The 19,804-nt window shown below is 73.5% G+C and carries 15 protein-coding genes; 10 read left to right on the plus strand and 5 right to left on the minus strand.

What is annotated here, in order from left to right; genetic code table 11:
- The first annotated feature begins 25 nt into the window (after positions 1 to 25).
- From QRY02_RS09050 to QRY02_RS09060, 3 genes are all read left to right on the plus strand, one after another.
- The gene (locus tag QRY02_RS09050; RefSeq protein WP_285991046.1) at positions 26 to 1,255 is read left to right on the plus strand and encodes a pyridoxal-dependent decarboxylase, exosortase A system-associated; all 1,230 of its coding nucleotides are present in this window, start codon (positions 26 to 28) and stop codon (positions 1,253 to 1,255) included.
- Between the two features lie 49 nt (positions 1,256 to 1,304).
- Positions 1,305 to 3,797: an AfsR/SARP family transcriptional regulator gene (locus QRY02_RS09055; RefSeq protein WP_285991047.1), complete on the plus strand. Its 2,493-nt coding sequence runs from the start codon at positions 1,305 to 1,307 to the stop codon at positions 3,795 to 3,797.
- A gap of 167 nt (positions 3,798 to 3,964) precedes the next feature.
- Entirely contained in the window at positions 3,965 to 4,909 is a 945-nt protein-coding gene (locus QRY02_RS09060; protein WP_285991048.1) for a TIGR03564 family F420-dependent LLM class oxidoreductase, read from the plus strand.
- Here QRY02_RS09060 and QRY02_RS09065 read toward each other — a convergent pair.
- Positions 4,906 to 6,177 (minus strand): LLM class flavin-dependent oxidoreductase, encoded by a 1,272-nt coding sequence (locus tag QRY02_RS09065; protein ID WP_285991049.1) that lies wholly within the window; start codon positions 6,175 to 6,177, stop codon positions 4,906 to 4,908. The two genes, QRY02_RS09060 and QRY02_RS09065, sit on opposite strands and share 4 nt — an antisense overlap.
- Positions 6,174 to 7,166 (minus strand): LLM class flavin-dependent oxidoreductase, encoded by a 993-nt coding sequence (locus QRY02_RS09070; protein WP_285991050.1) that lies wholly within the window; start codon positions 7,164 to 7,166, stop codon positions 6,174 to 6,176. Before QRY02_RS09070 ends, QRY02_RS09065 begins: the two co-directional genes overlap by 4 nt.
- A gap of 212 nt (positions 7,167 to 7,378) precedes the next feature.
- On the opposite strand from QRY02_RS09070, the gene QRY02_RS09075 reads away from it, so the two are divergent.
- The 4 genes from QRY02_RS09075 to QRY02_RS09090 are packed head-to-tail and all read left to right on the plus strand — an operon-like array spanning position 7,379 to position 12,324.
- Positions 7,379 to 8,989, plus strand: a complete 1,611-nt coding sequence (locus tag QRY02_RS09075; RefSeq protein ID WP_285991051.1) for an ABC transporter substrate-binding protein — start codon at positions 7,379 to 7,381, stop codon at positions 8,987 to 8,989.
- Positions 8,986 to 9,939, plus strand: a complete 954-nt coding sequence (locus tag QRY02_RS09080; protein WP_285993801.1) for an ABC transporter permease — start codon at positions 8,986 to 8,988, stop codon at positions 9,937 to 9,939. Before QRY02_RS09075 ends, QRY02_RS09080 begins: the two co-directional genes overlap by 4 nt.
- Positions 9,932 to 10,756, plus strand: coding sequence for an ABC transporter permease (locus QRY02_RS09085; protein WP_285991052.1), 825 nt, complete (start codon positions 9,932 to 9,934; stop codon positions 10,754 to 10,756). Before QRY02_RS09080 ends, QRY02_RS09085 begins: the two co-directional genes overlap by 8 nt.
- Positions 10,753 to 12,324, plus strand: coding sequence for a dipeptide ABC transporter ATP-binding protein (locus QRY02_RS09090; protein ID WP_285991053.1), 1,572 nt, complete (start codon positions 10,753 to 10,755; stop codon positions 12,322 to 12,324). The genes QRY02_RS09085 and QRY02_RS09090 overlap by 4 nt, the downstream gene beginning before the upstream one ends.
- A gap of 49 nt (positions 12,325 to 12,373) precedes the next feature.
- On the opposite strand, the gene QRY02_RS09095 is transcribed toward QRY02_RS09090, so the two are convergent.
- The gene (locus QRY02_RS09095; protein WP_502874194.1) at positions 12,374 to 13,327 is read right to left on the minus strand and encodes a zinc-binding dehydrogenase; all 954 of its coding nucleotides are present in this window, start codon (positions 13,325 to 13,327) and stop codon (positions 12,374 to 12,376) included.
- 84 nt (positions 13,328 to 13,411) lie between these two features.
- On the opposite strand from QRY02_RS09095, the gene QRY02_RS09100 reads away from it, so the two are divergent.
- From QRY02_RS09100 to QRY02_RS09110, 3 genes are all read left to right on the plus strand, one after another.
- Positions 13,412 to 13,990, plus strand: coding sequence for a TetR/AcrR family transcriptional regulator (locus tag QRY02_RS09100; protein WP_285993803.1), 579 nt, complete (start codon positions 13,412 to 13,414; stop codon positions 13,988 to 13,990).
- Positions 13,991 to 14,062: 72 nt separating this feature from the next.
- Positions 14,063 to 14,800, plus strand: a complete 738-nt coding sequence (locus tag QRY02_RS09105) for an alpha/beta hydrolase (RefSeq protein ID WP_285991054.1) — start codon at positions 14,063 to 14,065, stop codon at positions 14,798 to 14,800.
- Complete coding sequence (locus QRY02_RS09110) at positions 14,797 to 15,378, plus strand: TetR/AcrR family transcriptional regulator (protein ID WP_285991055.1); 582 nt, start codon at positions 14,797 to 14,799, stop codon at positions 15,376 to 15,378. Before QRY02_RS09105 ends, QRY02_RS09110 begins: the two co-directional genes overlap by 4 nt.
- A 6-nt stretch (positions 15,379 to 15,384) precedes the next feature.
- On the opposite strand, the gene QRY02_RS09115 is transcribed toward QRY02_RS09110, so the two are convergent.
- On the minus strand, positions 15,385 to 18,231 hold the full coding sequence (locus tag QRY02_RS09115) for a glycosyl hydrolase family 95 catalytic domain-containing protein (protein WP_285991056.1): 2,847 nt from the start codon (positions 18,229 to 18,231) through the stop codon (positions 15,385 to 15,387).
- A gap of 16 nt (positions 18,232 to 18,247) precedes the next feature.
- Complete coding sequence (locus QRY02_RS09120; RefSeq protein ID WP_285991057.1) at positions 18,248 to 19,606, minus strand: RICIN domain-containing protein; 1,359 nt, start codon at positions 19,604 to 19,606, stop codon at positions 18,248 to 18,250.
- Positions 19,607 to 19,804: the final 198 nt, after the last annotated feature.

Below are 19,804 nucleotides of genomic sequence, written 5' to 3' on the forward strand. Positions count from 1 at the left end.
CCCGTGCTCGAAGAAAAGGAAAGCGATGGCGAACACGACGGAAGCCGCGGCGGCGCCGTTCGGCCGCGCCGGCGGTGTGCTCACCGTGGGCGGCGTGCCCGTGGACCGGCTCGCGGCGCGGGTCGGCACCACCCCCTTCTTCGCCTACGACCGCTCGCTCGTCACCACCCGCGTCGAGCGGGTGCGGGCTGCCCTCCCCGACGACGTCGAACTGAGCTACGCGGTCAAGGCCAACCCGATGCCCGCGCTGCTGCACCACCTCAGCGGCCTCGTCGACGGCCTCGACGTCGCCTCCGCCGGCGAACTGCGGCAGGCGCTCGACACGACCGTCCCGCCGGAACGGATCAGCTTCGCCGGGCCCGGCAAGACGGCGGCCGAGCTGGCCCGCGCGGTCGCCGCCGGCGTCACGGTCGAGCTGGAATCCACCACCGAGCTGGCCCGCGTGCGGGAGGCAGGCGACTGCCTCGGCCTCACCCCGCGCGTGGCGCTGCGGGTGAACCCGGACTTCGCCGTGCGCGGGTCCGGCATGCGCCTGGGCGGCGGCCCGCAGCAGTTCGGCATCGACGCCGAGCGCGTCCCCGCCGTGCTGGCCGAGGTCGGCGCCGCGGGACTCGACTTCCAGGGCTTCCACGTCTTCGCCGGCTCCCAGAACCTGCGCGCGGAAAGCCTCTGCGAAGCCCAGCGCGCGACGGTCGACCTGGTGCTGCAGCTCGCGGAGTCGGCGCCCGGCCCGGTGCGGTCGGTCAACCTGGGCGGCGGCTTCGGCATTCCCTACACCGCCCGCGACACCGCGCTGGACCTCGACGAAGTCGGCGAAAACCTGGCGAAGCTGCTGGCCGTTTCGCTCCGGCCCGCGCTGCCCGAGGCCCGGGTGGTGCTCGAGCTCGGCCGCTACCTGGTGGGGGAGGCCGGCGTGTACCTCACCCGCGTGGTCGACCGGAAGGTCTCGCGCGGCACGACGTTCCTCGTCGTCGACGGCGGCCTGCACCACCAGCTGGCCGCGTCCGGCAACTTCGGCCAGGCCATCCGCCGCAATTACCCGCTCGCCCTCGCGTCCGCGCCCGGCGGTCCGGAAGAGACGGTGACGGTGGTCGGCTGCCTGTGCACCCCGCTCGACCTCCTCGGCGACCGGGTTTCCCTGCCCGGTGCGGCGATCGGCGACCTGATCGCGATCTTCCAGGCCGGCGCCTACGGCCTGACCGCCAGTCCCACCGCCTTCCTCGGGCACCCGGCGCCGCCCGAAGTCCTCGTCTGACCCCGGAGGGAACACCGTGCAGACCACCGTGCCGACACCCGGAGCCCCCGTGCTCCGCACCGCCGATCCCTTTCCCCGCACCAGCTTCCGGGTGTTGGGCCTGCTGCAGGTCCGCGGCCGCGAGCCGGTCGTCGTGACCGCCCGCCGCCAGCAGGTGGTGCTCGCGCTGCTGCTGCTCAACGGCAACCGCGTGGTGCCGCTGGAGGTGCTGCTCGACGCGCTGTGGGGCGCCGGGCCGCCCGCGACGGCCCGGGCGCAGGTCCAGACCTGCGTGTCGGCCCTGCGTCGCGCGCTGGCGAAAGCCGGGCTGGGCGAACGGATCTCCGCGCGGGGCAGTGGCTACTGCCTCGACCTCGCGCCCGGTGAGCTGGACCTGCACGAGTTCGAGACGCTGGTGGCCCGCGGACGGGCCGCGCGTCGGCCGGAAGAGGCGCGCGCCGCGTTCCGCGAGGCGCTGGCGCTGTGGCGCGGGGAACCGCTGACCGGTATCGACAGCGGGGTCGTGCGCGCCCACCAGGTCCGCATCGCGCAGCGGCGCGTGGAGGTCCTGGAGGACTGCCTGGACGCCGAGCTCGAGCTGGGTCTGCACCGGGAGGTCGTCGGCGAGATCGCGGTGCTGACCGAGGAATACCCGCTGCGCGAGCGGTTCGTGCTGCAGCTGATGACCGCGCTGCACCGGTGCGGGCGCCGGGTCGAGGCGCTCGCCGCCTACCGGGCCGTGCGCCGCCGCTTCGTCGACGAACTGGGCCTGGAGCCCGGCGCCGCGCTGCGCGAGCTGCACCAGGACATCCTCGCCGGTTCGAGCGAGGCGCCCGCGAGCGGCCGCGCGGTGCCGCGGATGCTGCCCGCGCGCCTGCCCTACTTCACCGGGCACGAGCGCCTGCTGGCGGGGCTGCGGCGGGGCCTGACCGACGACGGGCCCGGCGCCGCGGTGGTCACGGTCCTCACCGGACGCGGCGGGGCGGGCAAGTCCGCCGTGGCGGCGGAGGCCGCGCGCCGCGCCGCGCCGGCGTTCCCCGACGGCGTGCTCTACGCGCGGCTCGCCGAGGAGGACGCCGCCGAGGTGCTGGCGCGGTTCCTGCACGCACTCGGCGTGCCTCCGGCGGAGATCCCCGAGGAGCTGGACGGCCGCGCCGCGCTGTACCGCAGCGTGCTCGCCGGGCGCCGGGTCCTGACCGTGCTGGAGGACGCGGCGAGCCTGGCGCGCGTCACGCCGTTCGTCGCGGACGCCCGGGGCTGCCGGCTGCTCATCACCACCCACGCCCGCGTGCCGTCCCTGCCTGGCGTGTCGGTGGCCGAGCTCGACGTGCTGGACGGCGCGGAGGGCGTCGAGCTGCTGTCCGCGCTGGTCGGCGAGGACCGCGTGACGGCTGAGCTGTCGGACGCGGTGGAGCTGGTCGAGCTGTGCGGCGGCCTGCCACTGGCCGTGACGGCGGCCGCCACGCACGTCGCGGCCCGGCCGGGGCGCACGCTGGCCCAGGCGGTGGCCCGGCTGCGGGCCGAAGGCGACCGGATCGGCCGGCTCGGCGCGGGCGTCCGCGCCGCCGTCGGGCGCGGCCTGGGGGACCTGCCGGCGTCGGCCCGGGAGCTGTTCGGGCGGCTGGCGCTGCTGCCCGCGGGCAGCTGGGCGGGGTGGGCCGCGACGGCGCTGGCCGACGTCGGCCCGGCCGAAGCGGCCGACGCGCTGGAGGCGCTGGTCGACGCGCGTCTCGTCGACGTCGCCGGCACCCGCTACCGGCTGCCGTCGCTGACCCGGTTGCTCGCGCTGGAACTGCTGGCAGCGCAGCCACTTCCGGCGCGGGCGGCGGCGGCCCGGCGGCTCTTCGGCGCGTGGCTGCACCTGACCGACGAAGTGCGGGGTGCCGCGGCCGGCGGGGTGCCGCGGACGCCCGTTCCGGCCGAGGTCGGTGACCCGGGCACCTGGTACGACCGCGAGTCCGCCGGTCTGCTGGCCGCGGTGCGCCAAGCCGCCGACGCCGGGGAACCGGGGTATTGCGCGGAACTCGCACTGGCGGTGGCCGACCTGGCGGGCGGGCGCGGCCGGTACGCGGACTGGCGCGAAAGCGGCGAAACGGCGTTGCGCGCGGTGGTGGCGAGGGGCGATCGCCGGACCGAGGCGGCGCTCGAGCGTTCACTCGGAGAGCTGGCGGTCCGCGAAAGCCGCTTCGCCGACGCGGCGGGCCGGATCACTCGCGCCCTCACCGCCGGCGAGCAAGCGGGCGGGATGAGCTGGGAGGAGCTGGTTCGCGAGGTCCTCGCCGGGGTCGACCGGGCCCGCGCCACGGTGGTGGCCGAGCCGGTGTCACTGGCGTCGTGGTCCGGGGAGCCGGGGCGGCCAACCGCACGGCGTCACCGCGAACAGCGTTGGGGCGCAACCAGTTCGAGCTGGCGGCCGACCGCGCCCAGCCGGACGGGACCCCCCGGTCGGCGGGCCGCGCGGGTCACCGCCGCCTGCCGCGCCCCCGCCCGATCTCGTGGCGGCGCGAGTCGGAGTACCCCGAGGAAGCCTGACCGGGCCGGTTTCCGGAACTCGCGTGATTGAAGCCGGAACTCGCGTGACTGAAGCCGTACCGGCTCTGGTCACGTGAATCACGGGCTGGATCACGCGAGATCCGGCTCTGATCACGCGAGTTCCGGCTTCGAGACCGACGTGGCCGTGCCGTCCCGGCCTGAAGAAAGCTCGATCCGTCACCAATCCGGAGGAACACCATGACCATCGGTGCCGCCCTGCCCGCCGGCGATCTGTCCGGGGCCGCCAACAGCGTCGAAGCGCTGCTCGCCCAGACCCGTGAGGCCGCGGAGGCCGGCCTGCGCTCGGTCTGGTTCTCCCAGCTCTTCGACCACGACGCCCTCACCCTCGCCGCCCTCGCCGGGCGCGAGGTGCCCGAGGTCGCCGTCGGGACCGCCGTCGTTCCGCTCTACCCGCGGCACCCGCTCCACCTCGCCGCGCAGGCGCAGACCGCGCAGGCGGCCACCGGCGGGCGGTTCACCCTCGGGCTGGGCCTCGGCGTGGAAAGCCTGCTGGAACCCGCGTTCGGCTTCGAATACCCGCCGCCCATCACGTCGCTGCGCGAATCGCTCACCGTCCTGCGCGACGTCTTCGACGGCCGCCGCCCGGTGTTCGACGGGGAGACCCTCACCGCCTGCCCGCCCCTGCCCACGGCCGTGCCCGGCGGTGGCGGTGTCCCGATCGTCGTCGCCGCGATGGGCCGGCAGGCGCTGCGCGTGGCCGGGGAGCTCGCCGACGGCACCCTCCCGTTCCTGGCCGGCCCGCGCGCGCTCGCCGAGCACGTCGTGCCCACGCTCACCAAGGCCGCCGCCGACGCGGGGCGGCCCGAACCGCGGGTGATCGCGGCCGTCCCGGCGGTGGTGACCGACGACGCCGACACGGTCCGGCAGATCGCCGCGGTCCACCTGGGCTACTACGGTGACATCCCGTCCTACCGCCGCATCCTCGACGCCGAAGGCGCCACGCACGCGGCCGACCTCGCGCTGATCGGCGACGAGCGCACGGTCGAGGCGGGCCTGCAGCGGTACTTCGACGCGGGCGCCACGGAGATCGTCCTCGTCCAGTCCGGCATGCGGTCCCCGCGCGAGCGGCTGCGCACCTGGCAGCTGGCGGGGTCGCTCGCCGTCCGGCCGCAGCCGCGCTAAGGCAGCTCCAAGTGTTCGCGCAACGTCGTGCCTTCGTACTCCGTCCGGTAAACGCCGCGGTCCTGCAGCTCGGGTACCAGCCGGTCGACGATGTCGTCGAGCGCCGCCGGGACCAGGTGCGGGCTGATGTTGAACCCGTCCACCGCGCGAGTGCGCACGTACCGCGCCCATTCGTCGGCGACCTGCCCCGGCGTGCCCACGAAGCCGTGCTGACGCGGCTGGACTTCGAGGACCAGCTGGTGGATGGACAGGTTCTTCGCCTCCGCCAGCTCCCGCCACCGCTTGACCCGGTCGAGCTTCCCGGTCCGGTCGGCGATCGGGATCGTCCCGCGCGACGGGTCCAGTTCACCCTCGACGGGTTCGATGTCCGGTAGCGGGCCGTGGGGGTCGCAGGCCGACAGATCCGCGCCCCAGTACTGCTCCAGGAACGCCAGCGCGCGCTGCGGGGTGATCTGGCGGCGCCGGATGTCCTCCGCGCGCTCGGCCGCGTCGGCGGGGGTGTCGCCGAGGACGACGGTCGCGCCGGGCAGGATCCGGACGGCGTCCGCGGGACGGCCGTGGCGGGCCAGCCGGGCGCGCAGGTCCTCGGCGTAGGCCAGCGCCTTGTCGTAGGCGGTGTTGGCGGAAAAGACGACGTCCGCGTACTTGGCCGCCAGTTCGCGGCCGCCGGGGGAGTCGCCGGCCTGGAACAGCACCGGGCGGCCCTGCGGGCTCGGCGGCACGGTCGGGGCCGCCCGCAGGTTGACCAGGTCGGTGTGCCGGTCCACCAGACCCTCGCCGGCCCACAGTGCCAGCGCCGCTTCGACGAACTGCGAAGCCCGTTCGTAGCGGCGTTCGTGGGCGAGCCAGCCGCCGCGGCGGAAGTTGGCGCCGGTCCAGGCGTTGTCGGTGGTGACGATGTTCCAGCCCGCCCGGCCGCCGGACAGGAAGTCCAAAGAGGACAGCCGGCGGGCGAGGTCGGCCGGGAAGTTGTAGGTGGTGTTCTGGGTGGCGACCAGCCCGATCCGGGTGGTCGCGGCGGCCAGCGCGCTCAGCTGGGTGATCGCGTCCGGGCGGCCTGCGACGTCGAGGGCGTGGACGCGGCCGCGGTTCTCCCGCACCCGCAGCCCTTCGCCGAGGAAGAACGCGTCGAACAGCCCGCGTTCGAGGGTCCGGGCCACCGACACGTACGTTTCGATCGCGGTGTGGTCGGCGTTCGACGGGTCGTCCCACAGGAACTGCGGGCCGACGCCGGTGTAGAACGCGCCCAGGTGCAGCCGCGCGGTCATGCCGCACCCCCGGCCGCGAACCGGCTCACCGGGCGGGCGAGGCCGAGCGACTCGCGCAGGGTGGCGCCCGGCGCGGGCGGGACGAGCAGGCCTTCGGCGCGCAGGGCCGGCAGGACCTCGCCGGCCAGTACCGGCAGGTCGGTCGCCGGCTCGGCCGGGTGCAGCCGGACGCCGTCGACGCCGGTGGCCAGCCAGCCCAGCAGCTCGGTCAGGCCGGGCGCGGATCCGGTGTAGCGCAGCCGGTCCCGCCGCGGACCCCGCCCGGCCGGGGCGCGCTGGGCGTCGAGGACCACTTCGACCTCGGCGAAAACCAGGGCAGCTCCGGTGTCGCGAGCGCGCCGGGCGCGGCCGCGGACGTCGTCGAGCCCGGCACCACCCACGAGCGCGATGTCCGGACGGACGGCCTCGGCCAGTGCGTCGGACGCGAGCACCACCGGCCGGCCCTGCGGCGGCCGCGGGGTGATCAACGGCCCCATGACCGAGAACCGCGTCCCGGTGAAGCCGACGTGGTGGACCTTGTCCGGGTCGAGGTACCGGCCGGTGGCGACGTCCTTGATCACGGCGTCGTCGTCCCACGAATCCCACAGCCGGCGCACGACTTCGACGACCTCGGCGGCTTCGCGGTGCACCGCGTCCGGGGTGAGCCGGGAGCCGCCGACGGTCGCCAGTGCCTCGGCCGAGCCGTCGGCGCCGACGACCCAGGCCGCGCGCCCGTGCGAAGCGTGGTCGAGACCGGCCAGCTGCGCGGCCAGGTGGAACGGCTCGGCCGTGGTGACGTTCGCGGCCGGGGCCAGCCCGAGCCGGTCGGTCAGCGTGGCGACGTAGGCCGCCCGGCTGGTGGCGTCGAGCCGCGGGCCACCGAGCGGCGAGTCGTCGAAGGTGGCGAAGGTGAACCCGGCCCGTTCGGCGGTCGTGACGGTGCCCGCCAGCGCGCCGGGGGACAGCGCGCCGTCCAGCTCCACGGCGACGTGCAGGCTGCGAGAAGTCATGGCTCCACAGCTATCCGGTGCGCCGCCGTGGCGCACGCACGTTCAGGATGTGGACCGGCGACCGGCCGAGGGGACCGGAAACGCTTGCGTGTCAAGGGCGTCTCGCCGCGGTGCCAGGGACTGGGACGCAGGTCCGCCCAGTGGGACGGATCCCGGGGCATGGCTAGCGTCGCGTTCCGAAGAAGCAACCGCTCCCCGCTGGAGGCCGTCCGGTGTCCCCTTTCCCCCGTGCCCGCTACGCCGCGGCCCTGCTCGCCCTGCCCGTGCTGCTGACCGCCTGCTCCGCGGCGGGCGGTGAACCCGCGGCCGACGCGGGCCCGCCGAAGCCCGGCGGCACGCTGCGGCTCGGCATCTCGTCCGCGCCCGACTGCATCGACCCGCAGCAGGCCGCCACGAACGCGGCCATCAACGTCGCCCGTCAGCTGGTCGACTCGCTGACCGACCAGGACCCGAAGACCGGCGAGATCAAGCCGTGGCTGGCCGAGAAGTGGGAGATCAACGCCGACTCCACGGTGTTCACCTTCCACCTGCGTTCCGGCGCGACGTTCTCCGACGGCAGCCCGGTCGACGCGGCCGCCGTGAAGACGAGCTTCGACGGCATCAAGGCCCTCGGCACCAAGGCCCAGCTCGGCTACGGCTACCTGGCCGCGTACCGGAGTTCGGCGGTCGTCGACCCGCAGACCGTCCGCCTCGAGTTCTCCGCGCCCAGCGCGCAGTTCCTGCAGGCCAGCTCGACGGTCTCGCTCGGCGTCCTGGCGCCGGCGGCGTACCGGAACACGCCGGAACAGCGCTGCCAGGGCACCGGCCTGACCGGCTCCGGGCCGTTCGTGTTCGAAAGCCTGAAGCAGAACCAGGAAATCGTGCTGGCCAAGCGGAAGGGCTACGCCTGGGGCTCGGCGCTGTTCAAGCACCGGGGCGAGGCCTACCTGGACAAGATCGACTACAAGATCGTGCCCGAGCCCGGCGTCCGCACCGGCAGCCTCGCCTCCGGCCAGCTCGACGCGGCCACCGACATCCAGCCGGTCGACGAGCCGCAGTTCACCGGCAACGGCTTCACCGAGAACATCCGGCCCAACCCCGGCGTGGTCTTCAACCTGCACGCCAACACCACCCGCGGCGTGCTCACCGACGAGGAGGTGCGCCTGGCCGTGCTCAAGGGCGTCGACCGCGCCGAGGTCGTGAACACCGTGCTGACGCCCAGCTACCAGGCCGCCACGAGCATCCTCGGCTCGGCGACGCCGCTGGCCAGTGACCTCTCGCGTCAGCTCGCGCACGACCAAAAGGGCGCGGCCGCGCTGCTGGACGGCGACGGCTGGGTGCCCGGCCCCGACGGCATCCGCGTCAAGAACGGGCAGAAGCTGAGCGCGCCCGTCGTGTTCTCCCCGGTGTTCAACCAGAACCGCAGCGTGCTGGAACTGATCCAGCAGCAGCTCCGCAAGATCGGCTTCGACCTGCGGATCGAACAGCACACGACGGCCGAGACCACGCAGATCCAGCTGAGCGGTGACTACGACTTCCTCTGGTACAACGTGACCCGCGCCGATCCGGACATCCTGCGCAGCCAGTTCTCGACCAAGGCCGGCAACCGCAGCAAGCTCGCGCCGGGCAACCCCCTGGACGGTGCCCTGGACGCCCAGTCGTCCACTGTGGACCTCGCCAAGCGCAAGCCGTCCGCCGACGAGGCGCAGAAGCTGATCGTCGACCACGCCTACGCGATCCCGGTGTTCGAGCTGACCCAGGTCGTCGCGCTGAGTTCGCAGGCGCACGCCGTCGACTTCGAGGCGTCGTCACGGCTGCAGCTGTTCGACGCGTGGCTGTCGTGAGGCGCTACCTCCTCCGCCGCGTCGGGCAGGCGGTGTTCGTGCTCTGGGCGGCGTTCACGCTGTCGTTCCTGATCCTCTACCTGTTGCCGGGTGACGCCGTTTCGGCGAAGCTCGCCGGCGGGGAGGCCGGGGCGTCGATGACGCCGGGGCAGGTCGCCGCGGCCCGCGCGGAGTACGGCTTCGACTCCCCGTTGCCCGTGCAGTACCTGAAGCGGCTGGTCTCGGCCCTGCACGGCGACTTCGGCCGCAGTGTCGCGACCGGCGACGACGCGACGCACATGGTCGTCACGGCGTTGCCGCCGACGCTCGCCGTGACCGGGCTGGCGCTGGTGTTCGCGGTGCTGTTCGGCGGCGGCTCGGCGTTCCTCGGCACCTTCACGCGGTTCCGCTGGCTGCGCCAGGCCCTGCTGTCCCTGCCGTCGCTGGCCATCTCGCTGCCGCCGTTCTGGGTCGGCCTGCTGCTGATCCAGTTCTTTTCGTTCCGCCTGCGGCTGCTGCCCGCCCTGGGCACGCAGGGCTTTTCCGCGGTGATCCTGCCCGCCGTCACGCTGGCCCTGCCGACGGGCGCGATCATCGGGCAGGTGCTGGCGAAGAGCCTGGCGACGCAGCAGGAGGAGCCGTACGCGGAGATCGCCGCCGCCAAGGGCGCGAGCCGCTGGCGCGTCCACTTCGGACACCTGCTGCGCAACGCCGCCGTGCCGGCGCTGACCGTCGCCGGGGTGGTGGCGGGCAACCTCGTCGCCGGTTCGGTGATCACCGAGACGGTGTTCTCGCGCGACGGCGTCGGCCGGATCACCGCGGCCGCCGTCACCGCGCAGGACGTCCCGGTGGTGCAGGCGGTGATCGTGCTGGCCGCGCTGGTGTTCGTGGTGCTCAACCTCGTCGTCGACCTGCTGTACCCGCTGCTCGACCCGCGCATCGCGCGGACGCCGGAGGTGGCCCGTGGTTGACCTCGCCACCCCCGCCCGCCAGGCGGTCCGGCGCCCCGGGCTCGTGGTCGCCGTCGCCGTGCTGGCGTTCGTGCTGCTCGCGGCCTTCGTACCGGGGCTGCTGACCGGCTACGACCCGATCAGTGGCGTCCCGGCCGAGCGGCTGCACGGCCCGTCGCCGCGGCACTTGTTCGGCACCGACGAGACCGGCCGCGACGTCTACGCCCGGGTGGTCCACGGCGCGTCGCTCTCGCTGCGGGCCACCGCGATCGCCGTGCTCGTGGCGCTCGTCGCGGGCTCGGCGCTCGGCCTGCTCGCCGGCTTCCGCGGCGGCTGGGCGGACACGGTGATCATGCGGGTCGTCGACGTCTTCCTGGCGATCCCGCCGATCCTGCTGTCGCTGGCCCTGGTCACCGCGCTGGGTTTCGGCACGACGAACGTCGCCGTCGCCGTCGGCATCGCGAACCTCGCGTCCTTCGCACGGGTGATGCGCGCGGAAGTGCTGCGCGTGCGCAACGGCGTGTTCGTCGAGGCGGCGCGGGCCTCCGGGGTGCGCTGGTCGGGAGTGCTGCTGCGGCACGTCCTGCCGAACGCGGCGGGCCCGGTGCTCGCGCTGGCGACGCTCACCCTCGGCACGGCCGTGCTCGAAGTGTCCGCGCTGAGCTTCCTCGGCTTCGGCGCGACCCCGCCCACCCCGGAGTGGGGCGCGCTCGTCGCGGGCGGACGCAGTTTCCTGGCCACGGCCTGGTGGATGACGACGTTCCCGGGACTGACGGTGGCGGCGGTGGTCCTCGCCGCGAACCGGCTGTCGCGGGCACTGGACGGAGGCGGACGATGACCCTGCTGCGCATCTCGGACCTGGCCGTGTCGTACCGGTCGGTCCCGGCCGTGCGTGACGTCGGGTTCGACGTCGGCGCGGGCGAAGTGGTCGCCGTCGTCGGCGAATCGGGCTCGGGCAAGTCGACGACCGCGCACGCGGCGATCGGCCTGCTCCCGCGCGGCGGCCGCGTCGACGGCGGCTCGATCACGTTCGAGGGCCGGGACCTGCTCGCGCTGTCGTCCCGGCAATGGCGCTCGGTGCGCGGCCGCGAGATCGCGCTGGTGCCGCAGGACCCGGCGGTGTCGCTGAACCCGGTGCACCGGATCGGCGACCAGGTCGCGGAGGTGCTGAAGATCCACGGCCTCGCGGATCGGCGTTCGGCGTCGGTGCAGGCGATCGAACTGCTGGAACGGGCGGGCGTACCCGATCCGTCGGTGCGGGGCCGCCAGTACCCGCACCAGCTGTCGGGCGGGCTGCGGCAGCGCGTGCTGATCGCGGCGGCACTGGCCGGGCGGCCGAAGCTGATCATCGCGGACGAGCCGACGTCGGCGCTGGACGTCACGGTGCAGCGCCGGATCCTCGACCACCTGACTTCCTTGGCTCGGGAATCGGGAACGGCGATCCTGCTGATCACGCACGACCTCGGCGTCGCGGCCGACCGGGCGTCGCGGATCGTGGTGCTCTCGCAGGGCTCGGTCGTCGAGGAGGGGCCGTCGGTGGTCAGCGCGCCGGTGCACCCGTACACGCGGCAGCTGGTCGCGGCGGCACCGAGCCTGTCGGACCTCCGGCGGCCGCCCGCGCCGGCCGCCGAGCCGCTGGTCTCGGTGCGGGACCTGGCCAAGACGTTCGAAGGCGGGATCCGCGCGGTGGACGGCGTTTCGTTCGACATCCCGCGCGGGCAGACCTTGGCACTGGTGGGCGAGTCGGGCTCGGGCAAGACGACGACGGCCCGCATGGTGCTGCGGCTCGAAACACCGACGGCGGGTTCGATCGCGTTCGACGGCGAGGACATCACGGATTTGCGGGGCGACGAGCTGCGGCGGCTGCGGCGGCGGATGCAGATCGTGTACCAGAACCCGTACGCGTCGCTGAACCCGAAGTTCTCGATCGAGGACGTGGTGGCGGAGCCGTTGCGGGCGTTCCGGCTTCCGCGCACGCGGGTCCCGGAGCTGCTCGACCAGGTCGCCCTGCCCGCGTCGGTGGCGCGGCGGAAGCCGGCGGAACTGTCGGGCGGCCAGCGCCAGCGGGTGGCGATCGCCCGGGCGCTGGCGCTGCGCCCGGACCTGGTGGTGTGCGACGAACCGGTGTCGGCGCTGGACGTCTCGGTGCAGGCGCAGATCCTGGCGTTGCTGGCGGAACTGCAGTCCTCGCTGGGGCTGTCGTACCTGTTCATTTCGCACGACCTGGCGGTGGTCCGGCAGCTGGCGGACCAGGTGGGCGTGATGCGCGCAGGGGCGTTGGTGGAGCTCGGCCCGGCGGCGCGGGTCCTGGAGGAACCGGAGTCGGAGTACACGAAGGAACTGCTGGCGGCGATTCCCGGGCGCCGCGCGTTTTCCCGGCACGTGGATGCTTTTGCCGAGCCGTGACGCCATCGCCGGCGAGGACGAGAAGGGCATGAACCCGGCCTGAGCCGCTTCAGGCGGGGACCAGCGCGATCCGGCCGAACACGGCACCGGCGTCGAGCTGCCGGTGGGCCTCCACGGCCCGCCCCAACGGCAGCACGTCGTGGACGACGGCGTCCACCTCGCCGCGGCCCACGGCGGCCAGCAGCCCGGCGGCCACGGTCCGGCGGTCCTCTGTGGACACCGTGTCGGCACTGAAGGTCGCGAACGACAGCGACTTCCGGAACGCCGCGAACATCGCCGCGGCCAGCCCGGCCGGTGGCGGGCCCCCGACCGCGCCCACCGCGACCACGCGGCCGTTGGGGTTGAGCTTGGCGAAGAACGACGGCAGTTCTTCCCCGGCGACGATGTCGATGACGACGTCGTAGCCGGTGGATCCCTCGCCGGTGCGGTCCAGCACCCGGGTGGCACCCAGTGCGCGCAGGCGGGCGCCGCGCTCGGCCGACGACGTCGTGACCGCGACGGTGCCCGCCCCGCCGCGGGCCGCGAACTGGACCGCCAGCACCCCGATGCCGCCGGCCGCGCCCCGGACGAGCACCGACTCGGCGGGCGCGAAGCGGGCGTGCCGGAGGCCGAAGTGGGCCACCACGCCGGAACCCGCGACGGTCACCGCGTCGACCGGCGACACGCCCGCCGGCAGCGGGACCAGTGCCGTGGCCGGCGCGAGCGCCTGTTCGGCGTACCCGCCGCCCACGCCGGTGGGGGCCCAGACGCGGCTGCCGGCCCACGACTCGTCGACGCCGGCGCCGAGCGCGGTGACGACCCCGGCCACCTCGCTGCCGGGGACGTGACCGGCCTCGAAGCCGTAGGCCGCGAGGGCGCCGCGGCGGATGAGGGCGTCGACGCCGCCGACGCCGATCGCCTCGGTGGTGATCACCACCTCCCCGGCGGCCGGCCGGGGGTCGGGAACGTCGACGACGGCCAGGCCGCCGGGCTCGCCGAAAGTCCGCACTGCCACTGCTTTCACGGTCAGCTCCCTGGGTTCGAGGCGGCCGCGACCGTACCGGACGCACCCGTCCGTTCCGGCTAAAGTGAGACGGTGACCGGCTCTTTGCCCCGGTTCCGGCGTTCGGACGCCGGGGACAACCGCGAACGGCTCCTCGAGGCGGCCCGGGCCGTGTTCGCCGCAGCGGGCCTGACCGCGCCGATGCGGGAGATCGCCCGGCACGCCGGCGTCGGCCCGGCGACGCTCTACCGCCACTTCCCGACCAAGGAGCAGCTCTTCGCCGAGGCGTTCGCGGAGCGGCTGCACGCCTGCTACGCGGTCGTCGAAGACGGCCTCGCCGACGCGAACGCCGGGCGTGGCCTGTGCCGGGTGATCGAGCGGCTGGGTGAGCTGTACGCCCGGGACCGGGGGACGACCGCGGCGTTCGTGGCGGCGTTCCCCGGCGCACTGGACTTCACCGCGGATCGCGAGCGGGCGCTCAAGTCGCTTGCCGAGCTGGTGCGCCGGGCGAGGGACGCGGGTCAGGTGCGTCCGGAGACGACGCTGGACGACGTCGTCCTGGTGCTGAGGGCGGCCGGCGGGATCCAGGCGGCCACCCCGGCGGCGCGGGTGGCGGCCGTCCGGCGGTTCACCACGATCGCGCTCAACGGGCTCCGGGCCGCCGCACCGGTCCACGAGGACTGACCCGCGTACTCAAGTGGGACGCTGTCCCGTATGGTAACCGGGACAGTGTCCCACTTGAGGAGTCGAGTCCCCATGGCGATCACGTATGTACTGGTCCACGGCGCCTGGCACACCGGGCAGTGCTGGGCACGGGTCGTGCCGCGGCTGGCCGCGAGCGGGCGGCCGGTGTTCACCCCGACGCTCACCGGCTACGGCGACACGAAGCACCTGCTGAACCCGGACGTCGGGCTCCGCACGCACACCGCCGACGTCGTGCGGCTGCTGGTCGAGGCGGACCTGCACGACGTCGTCCTGGTCGGGCACAGCTACGCGGGCCTGGTGATCTCCGCGGTGGCCAACGAGGTGCCGGAGCGCCTCGCGCGGCTGGTGTACCTCGACGCGATGGTGCCCGCCGACGGGGAGAACGGGCTCGACGTCATGCCGATCACCCGCAGCATGCTCGGGACCGGCTGGCGGGTCCCGCCGCTGCCCGAGCTGCCCGCACCCTTCGGCCTCTTCGGGGTGACCGAGCCCGGGGACGTCGCGTGGCTGCGGACCATGCTGTCCGACCAGTCGATCCGGTGCCTCGAAGAGCCGGTCGCCCTGGACAACCCGGCCGCCGCCGCGATCCCGCGCACGCACATCCACTGCACGGTGAAGCCGGCGGGGTTCGACCGGCGCCCGGTGCCCGCCGTGCAGCCGAACGGCGAGCCCGCGGACGTGCGCGAGCTCGCCGCCGGGCACGACTGCATGATCACCGCGCCCGCGGAGCTGGCCGGGCTGCTGCTGGACGCCGGCCACCCGGTGGGGGCCGGTAGCATGCGGTCGTGAGCGATTCCCGGACGGCGGCAGGAAAACCGCCGCAGCGCGCCGACGCGCGGCGCAACGCCGGGAACGTCCTGGAGGCCGCGGCCGCGGTGTTCGTGACGTCCGGCGTCGAAGCGCCGATCCGGGAGATCGCCGCCCGGGCCGGGGTGGGCACGGCGACCATCTACCGCCACTACCCGACCCGGGCCGACCTGATCCTCGCGGTGTACCGGCGGCAGGTCGAAGCCCTGGCCGAGGCCGGTCCCGCCCTGCTCGCCGGCGAATCCGGGCCGCACCGGGCCCTCGTCGAGTGGATCGACCGGTTCGTCGACTTCGTCATCACGAAGCAGGGGCTGGCGTCGGTGCTGCAGTCCGGCGAAGCCTGCTACGACCCGCTCCACACCTACTTCCTCGAACGCCTCGGTCCCGTGTGCACGCAGCTGCTGGACGCAGCCGCGGCGGCCGGCGAGATCGTCCCGGGCCAGGACGCCTTCGAGCTGATGCGCGGCGTCGGCAGCCTCTGCGCCGGCGCGGGCACGGCGACGTACTACGACGCGCGGCACCTGGTGAAACTCCTGGTCAACGGCCTGCGTCGGCCCTGACGCCGGTCACGTGCGCTGGAGCAGGAACCGCTGGTTGGCCGCCCCGGTCACGGTCCACTGCGAGATGCGCGCACCGTCGGCGGTCGAGGCGCTCCAGACGTCCATCGCGAGTCCGCTCGCCCGGTTGACCAGGCTCACCACCCCGCCGCCCTGGTCGGTGACCTTCCACTGCTGGGTCGTCGCTCCGGTGTCGGGTTGCTGGGTGATGTCCGCACCGGTGGCGGTCGACGCGACCTGGAGGACCAGGCCGCTGCTGCGGGACCGGATGCGGTGGAAGCCGCCGTCGGAGGCGAGGAAGTCGAACTGCTGGTTGAGCCCGCCGGTGGCCTGCCACTGGATCAGCGTCGCCCCGGCGCTGGTCGAGCCGCCGTTGATGTCGGCCGATTTGCCGCTGTGCTGGGCCACGAGCCGGTAGTTCACCCCCGGTTCCACCACCGGCGGTGGCCCGCCGAGGGAAGTGGCGCGGTAGGTGTGGCCCGCCTGGCCCGCGAAGCGGACCAGGTCCGCCTCGACGGACACCGGCTGGACCGTGGCGCCGCTCGTGGTGTCGAGCACCTCGTAGGCCGCGGTGAACATCCGGCTGCGGACCTTGACGTCGCCGTCGCGGTCCGGGGTGATGGTGAGCTGCGTCGCCGCGCCGCCGCTCCAGGCCGCGCCGACCGTGTAGCCACCGCGGCCGCGCAGGCCGGTGACGCTGCCGGCCGGCCAGGCGGGCGGCAGCGCGGGCAGCAGGTGCAACTCGCCGTTGTGGCTGTGCAGCAGCAGTTCGGCGATGCCGGACGTCGCCCCGAAGTTGCCGTCGATCTGGAACGGCGGGTGCAGGTCGAACATGTTGGGTGCCAGCCGGTCGGTCCGCACGAGGAGCCGGAGCAGGTCGTGCGCCTTGGCCCCCTCTTCCATGCGCGCCCAGTAGTTGATCTTCCAGGCCAGCGACCAGCCGGTGCCGTCGTCACCGCGCAGTTCGAGGGTCCTGCGGGCCGCGGTGAACAGCTGGGGCGTGCCGCGCTTGCTGATCTGGTTGCTCGGGTACAGGCCGTACAGGTGCGATATGTGCCGGTGGTTCTGCTCGGTCTCCACCCAGTCGTAGAGCCATTCCTGGATGTTGCCGCGCGAGCCGACCTTCATCGGCGCCAGCCGCTGCCGCGCCGCCTTGACCTGGTCGGCGAAGGCGGCGTCCACGCCCAGCACCTGGCACGCGCCCGCGCAGCCGTCGAACAGGTCGCGCAGGATCTGCATGTCCATCGTCGGCCCCGCGCACACGGACGCGTTCGCGTGGTGGTTCAGCTCGGGGGAGTTCGCCGGGTTGGTGACCAGGTAGCCCAGCGAGGGTTCGGTCACCAGGGTGTCGAGGAAGAACTGGGCGGCGCCCTTCAGCAGCGGATAGCGGGCGCGCAGGAAATCGACGTCGCCGGTGAACCGGTAGTGGTCCCAGATCATGGTGGCGAGCCAGGCCCCGCCGGTCTGCCACATCCCGGCCTGCGCGAAGTCCACAATGGAGGATCCGCGCCAGCCGTCGGTGTTGTGGTGGGTGACCCAGCCCCGGGCCCCGTACTCCACCTGGGCGGTGCGCGCCCCGGTGACCGCGAGGTCGCCGATCATCGCGAACACCGGTTCGTAGCACTCGGCGAGGTTGGTGACGTCGGCCGGCCAGTAGTTCATCGGCAGGTTGGCGTTGAGGGTGTACTTCGATTCCCACGACGGGTTCAGCTGGTCGTTCCAGATCCCCTGCAGGTTGGCGGGCTGGGTGCCCGGCCGGGACGAGGAGATCAGCAGGTAGCGGCCGAACTGGAAGAGCAGCGCGGCGAACTGCGGGTCGTTGACGGTGTTGTGCTGGGCGATCCGGACGTCGGTCGGCTGGTCGGCCGCCGCGGTGCGGCCGAGGTCGAGGGTCGTGCGCCCGAACAGCTTCTGGTAGTCGGCGAGGTGCCGGCTGCGCAGGGAGTCGTAGGGGAGGGCCTGGGCGGCGGCCAGCCGGGAACGGGCGATGCCCTGGTAGTCCCCGTTCACCGTGCGGTAGTCGACGTAGCTGGTGCCGATCGAGATCAGCAGCGTCACGGCGTTGGCCCCGGACACCCGCAGCGTGCCGCCCGAACTGCTGGTGCTCCCGCCCTCGGCCGTCACGCCGGCGAGGGCGAGGAACCGGACCGAACCGGCGATGCCCCGGCTGTCCCCGGAGATGCCGTCCAGCGCGATCGTGGCGCCGTTCGGGCTCGAGGTCGTCGCCCGCTGCGGGGTGCCCAGCGACGCCGAGAACGAGATCGAGCCCGGCGTCTCGGCCGTCAACCGCATGACGATCACCTGGTCCACGGCACTGGCGAACACTTCCCGCCGGTACCGCACGTTGTTCACGACGTAGGTGACGACCGTCGTGGCGGTGGTCAGGTCGAGCCAGCGCTGGTACGAAGAGGCGCTGCCGCCGGGGAGCGCGAGGCTGAGGGTGCCGACGGGCTGGTACGGCTGCTGGGCGGCCGGGGTGCCGAGCATCTTCTGGTCGATCAGGGACTGCGCCTGCGTCCACTGGTTGGCGAACACCAGCTGCCGGATCTGCGACAGCGCCCCCGCGCCCTGGGTGTTGCTGTAGTCGTGGGGGCCGCCCGCCCAGACCGTGTCCTCGTTGAGCTGCAGGCGTTCGGTGTCGGTGTTGCCGGACACCATGGCGCCCAGCCTGCCGTTGCCGATCGGCAACGCGCGCAGCCACTCGGTGCCGGCCGGCTTGTCGTACCACAGAGCCAGGTCGTTCACCGCCCGGACGTCCGCGGGCGCGGCCGAGCCGGTCCGGGCGGTGGCCGTCCACACGACCGGCACCAGCGCGGCACCCAGCCGCATCGCCTGCCTGCGGGTCAGGTCGGGCATCGTCGTTCTCCGATCCTCAGGCGCGCTGGAGCTGGAACCGCTGGTTGGTGCCGCCGGAGGCGGCGTACTGCGAAATCCGGGCACCGTCGGCGGTCGAGGCACCCCAGACGTCCATGGCGAGCCCGCTGGCCCGGTTGACGAAGCTGACCGCGCCGCCGCCCTGGTCGGTGACCTTCCACTGCTGTGCCGTCGCGTCGGTGTCGGGCTGCTGGGTGATGTCCGCGCCGGCGGCGGAGCTCGCGACCTGCAGGACGAGGCCACTGTGCCGGGCGCGGATCCGGTAGTAGCCGTCGGCGGAGGCCAGGAAGTCGAACTGCTGGTTCGCCGCGTTGTGCGGCGACCACTGGATCAGCGTGGCTCCGGCGGCGGTGGACGCCCCGTTGATGTCCGCCGACTTGCCGCTGTGCGCGGCGACGAGCGAGTAGTTCACGCCGACCTGCACCGGCGACGTGGGCGGGTTCGGGTCGCTGTCGCCGAACTGGCTGAAGAACTTCCAGATCTCGGCCTTGTCCCAGCTCCTGGCGCCGCTTTCGCAGCCGGTGCAGCCGTCCACCGGGCCCTGCTGGTGGCCGCCGTCGAACGGGGCCCAGACCACCGGGTACCCGGTCCGGCAGCCCGAATAGACGGTCAGGTAGTGGGTTTTGCTGCCCGCGGCGGGTTCCGGGGCGTTCTGCGGGGTGCAGCCGTTGTTCCGGACGAACGTGTCCCGCAGGCCCCGGCCGGCGCCGATGTTGTCCGACACCCCGTGGATGCCCATGTACGCGATGGGCTGGGTGCCGCCGCTGCAGCCGCTGATCGCGCCGGGGGCGGCGATGGCCACGACCGCGCGGAAGACCGTCGCCCGGGCGCACGCGAGTGCGTAGCTCATCGCGCCGCCGTAGCTGAATCCGACGGAGAACAGCTGCGTCGTGTCGACGCAGAGGTCGTTCTCGATCAGCCGGACCATGTCGTCGGTGAAGGTCACGTCCTCGCCGCCGGAATTGCCCCAGCCGTTGTTGAGCCCTTGGGGCGCCACGAAGATCGTGGAGTTGCCCGACTGCGACTGCATGCCGTAGTAGGCCCAGGCGTAGCCGTCGCTGCCGCCCGAGGAAACCTGTTCGGCGGTGCCGCCGAGCCAGTGGAAGCCGAACGCGAGCCGGTGCGGAGTGGCGTTGTCGTAGGTGTCGGGGATCTTCAGGATGAAGCTGCGGCTCTTGCCGTTGCTCTGGATCGTCCGTTTGCCGCTGGTGAGCGTCGGATTCTTGCCACAGCCGGCACTCGGCGTGCCCGCCTGGGCCGTCGTGGCCGCGGCGGCGCCCGGGGGAGTGCCGCCCACGGCGAGCACGAGCAGCGCGGCGGTCACCAAAGTCCGGAACGGCGATCTGAGCCTGGGCATGCGAAACCCCTTCGGCCGACGGGAAAATCCTCGGGCCCTCGGCGCGAGAAGTCTGCTCAAGGGTATTTGCGTTGTAGCACAGATTTCGAATGGTCGTCCAGCCGGAAATGAAAGTTTCAGTTCTGCCGTCGACGCCGGAAAGAGAGCCGGGGATTCCGGGAAACGATTCCCGGCCGGTGCTTCACGCGGTGGTGGAGG

This window comes from Amycolatopsis sp. DG1A-15b, from assembly GCF_030285645.1.
GTDB lineage: Bacteria > Actinomycetota > Actinomycetes > Mycobacteriales > Pseudonocardiaceae > Amycolatopsis.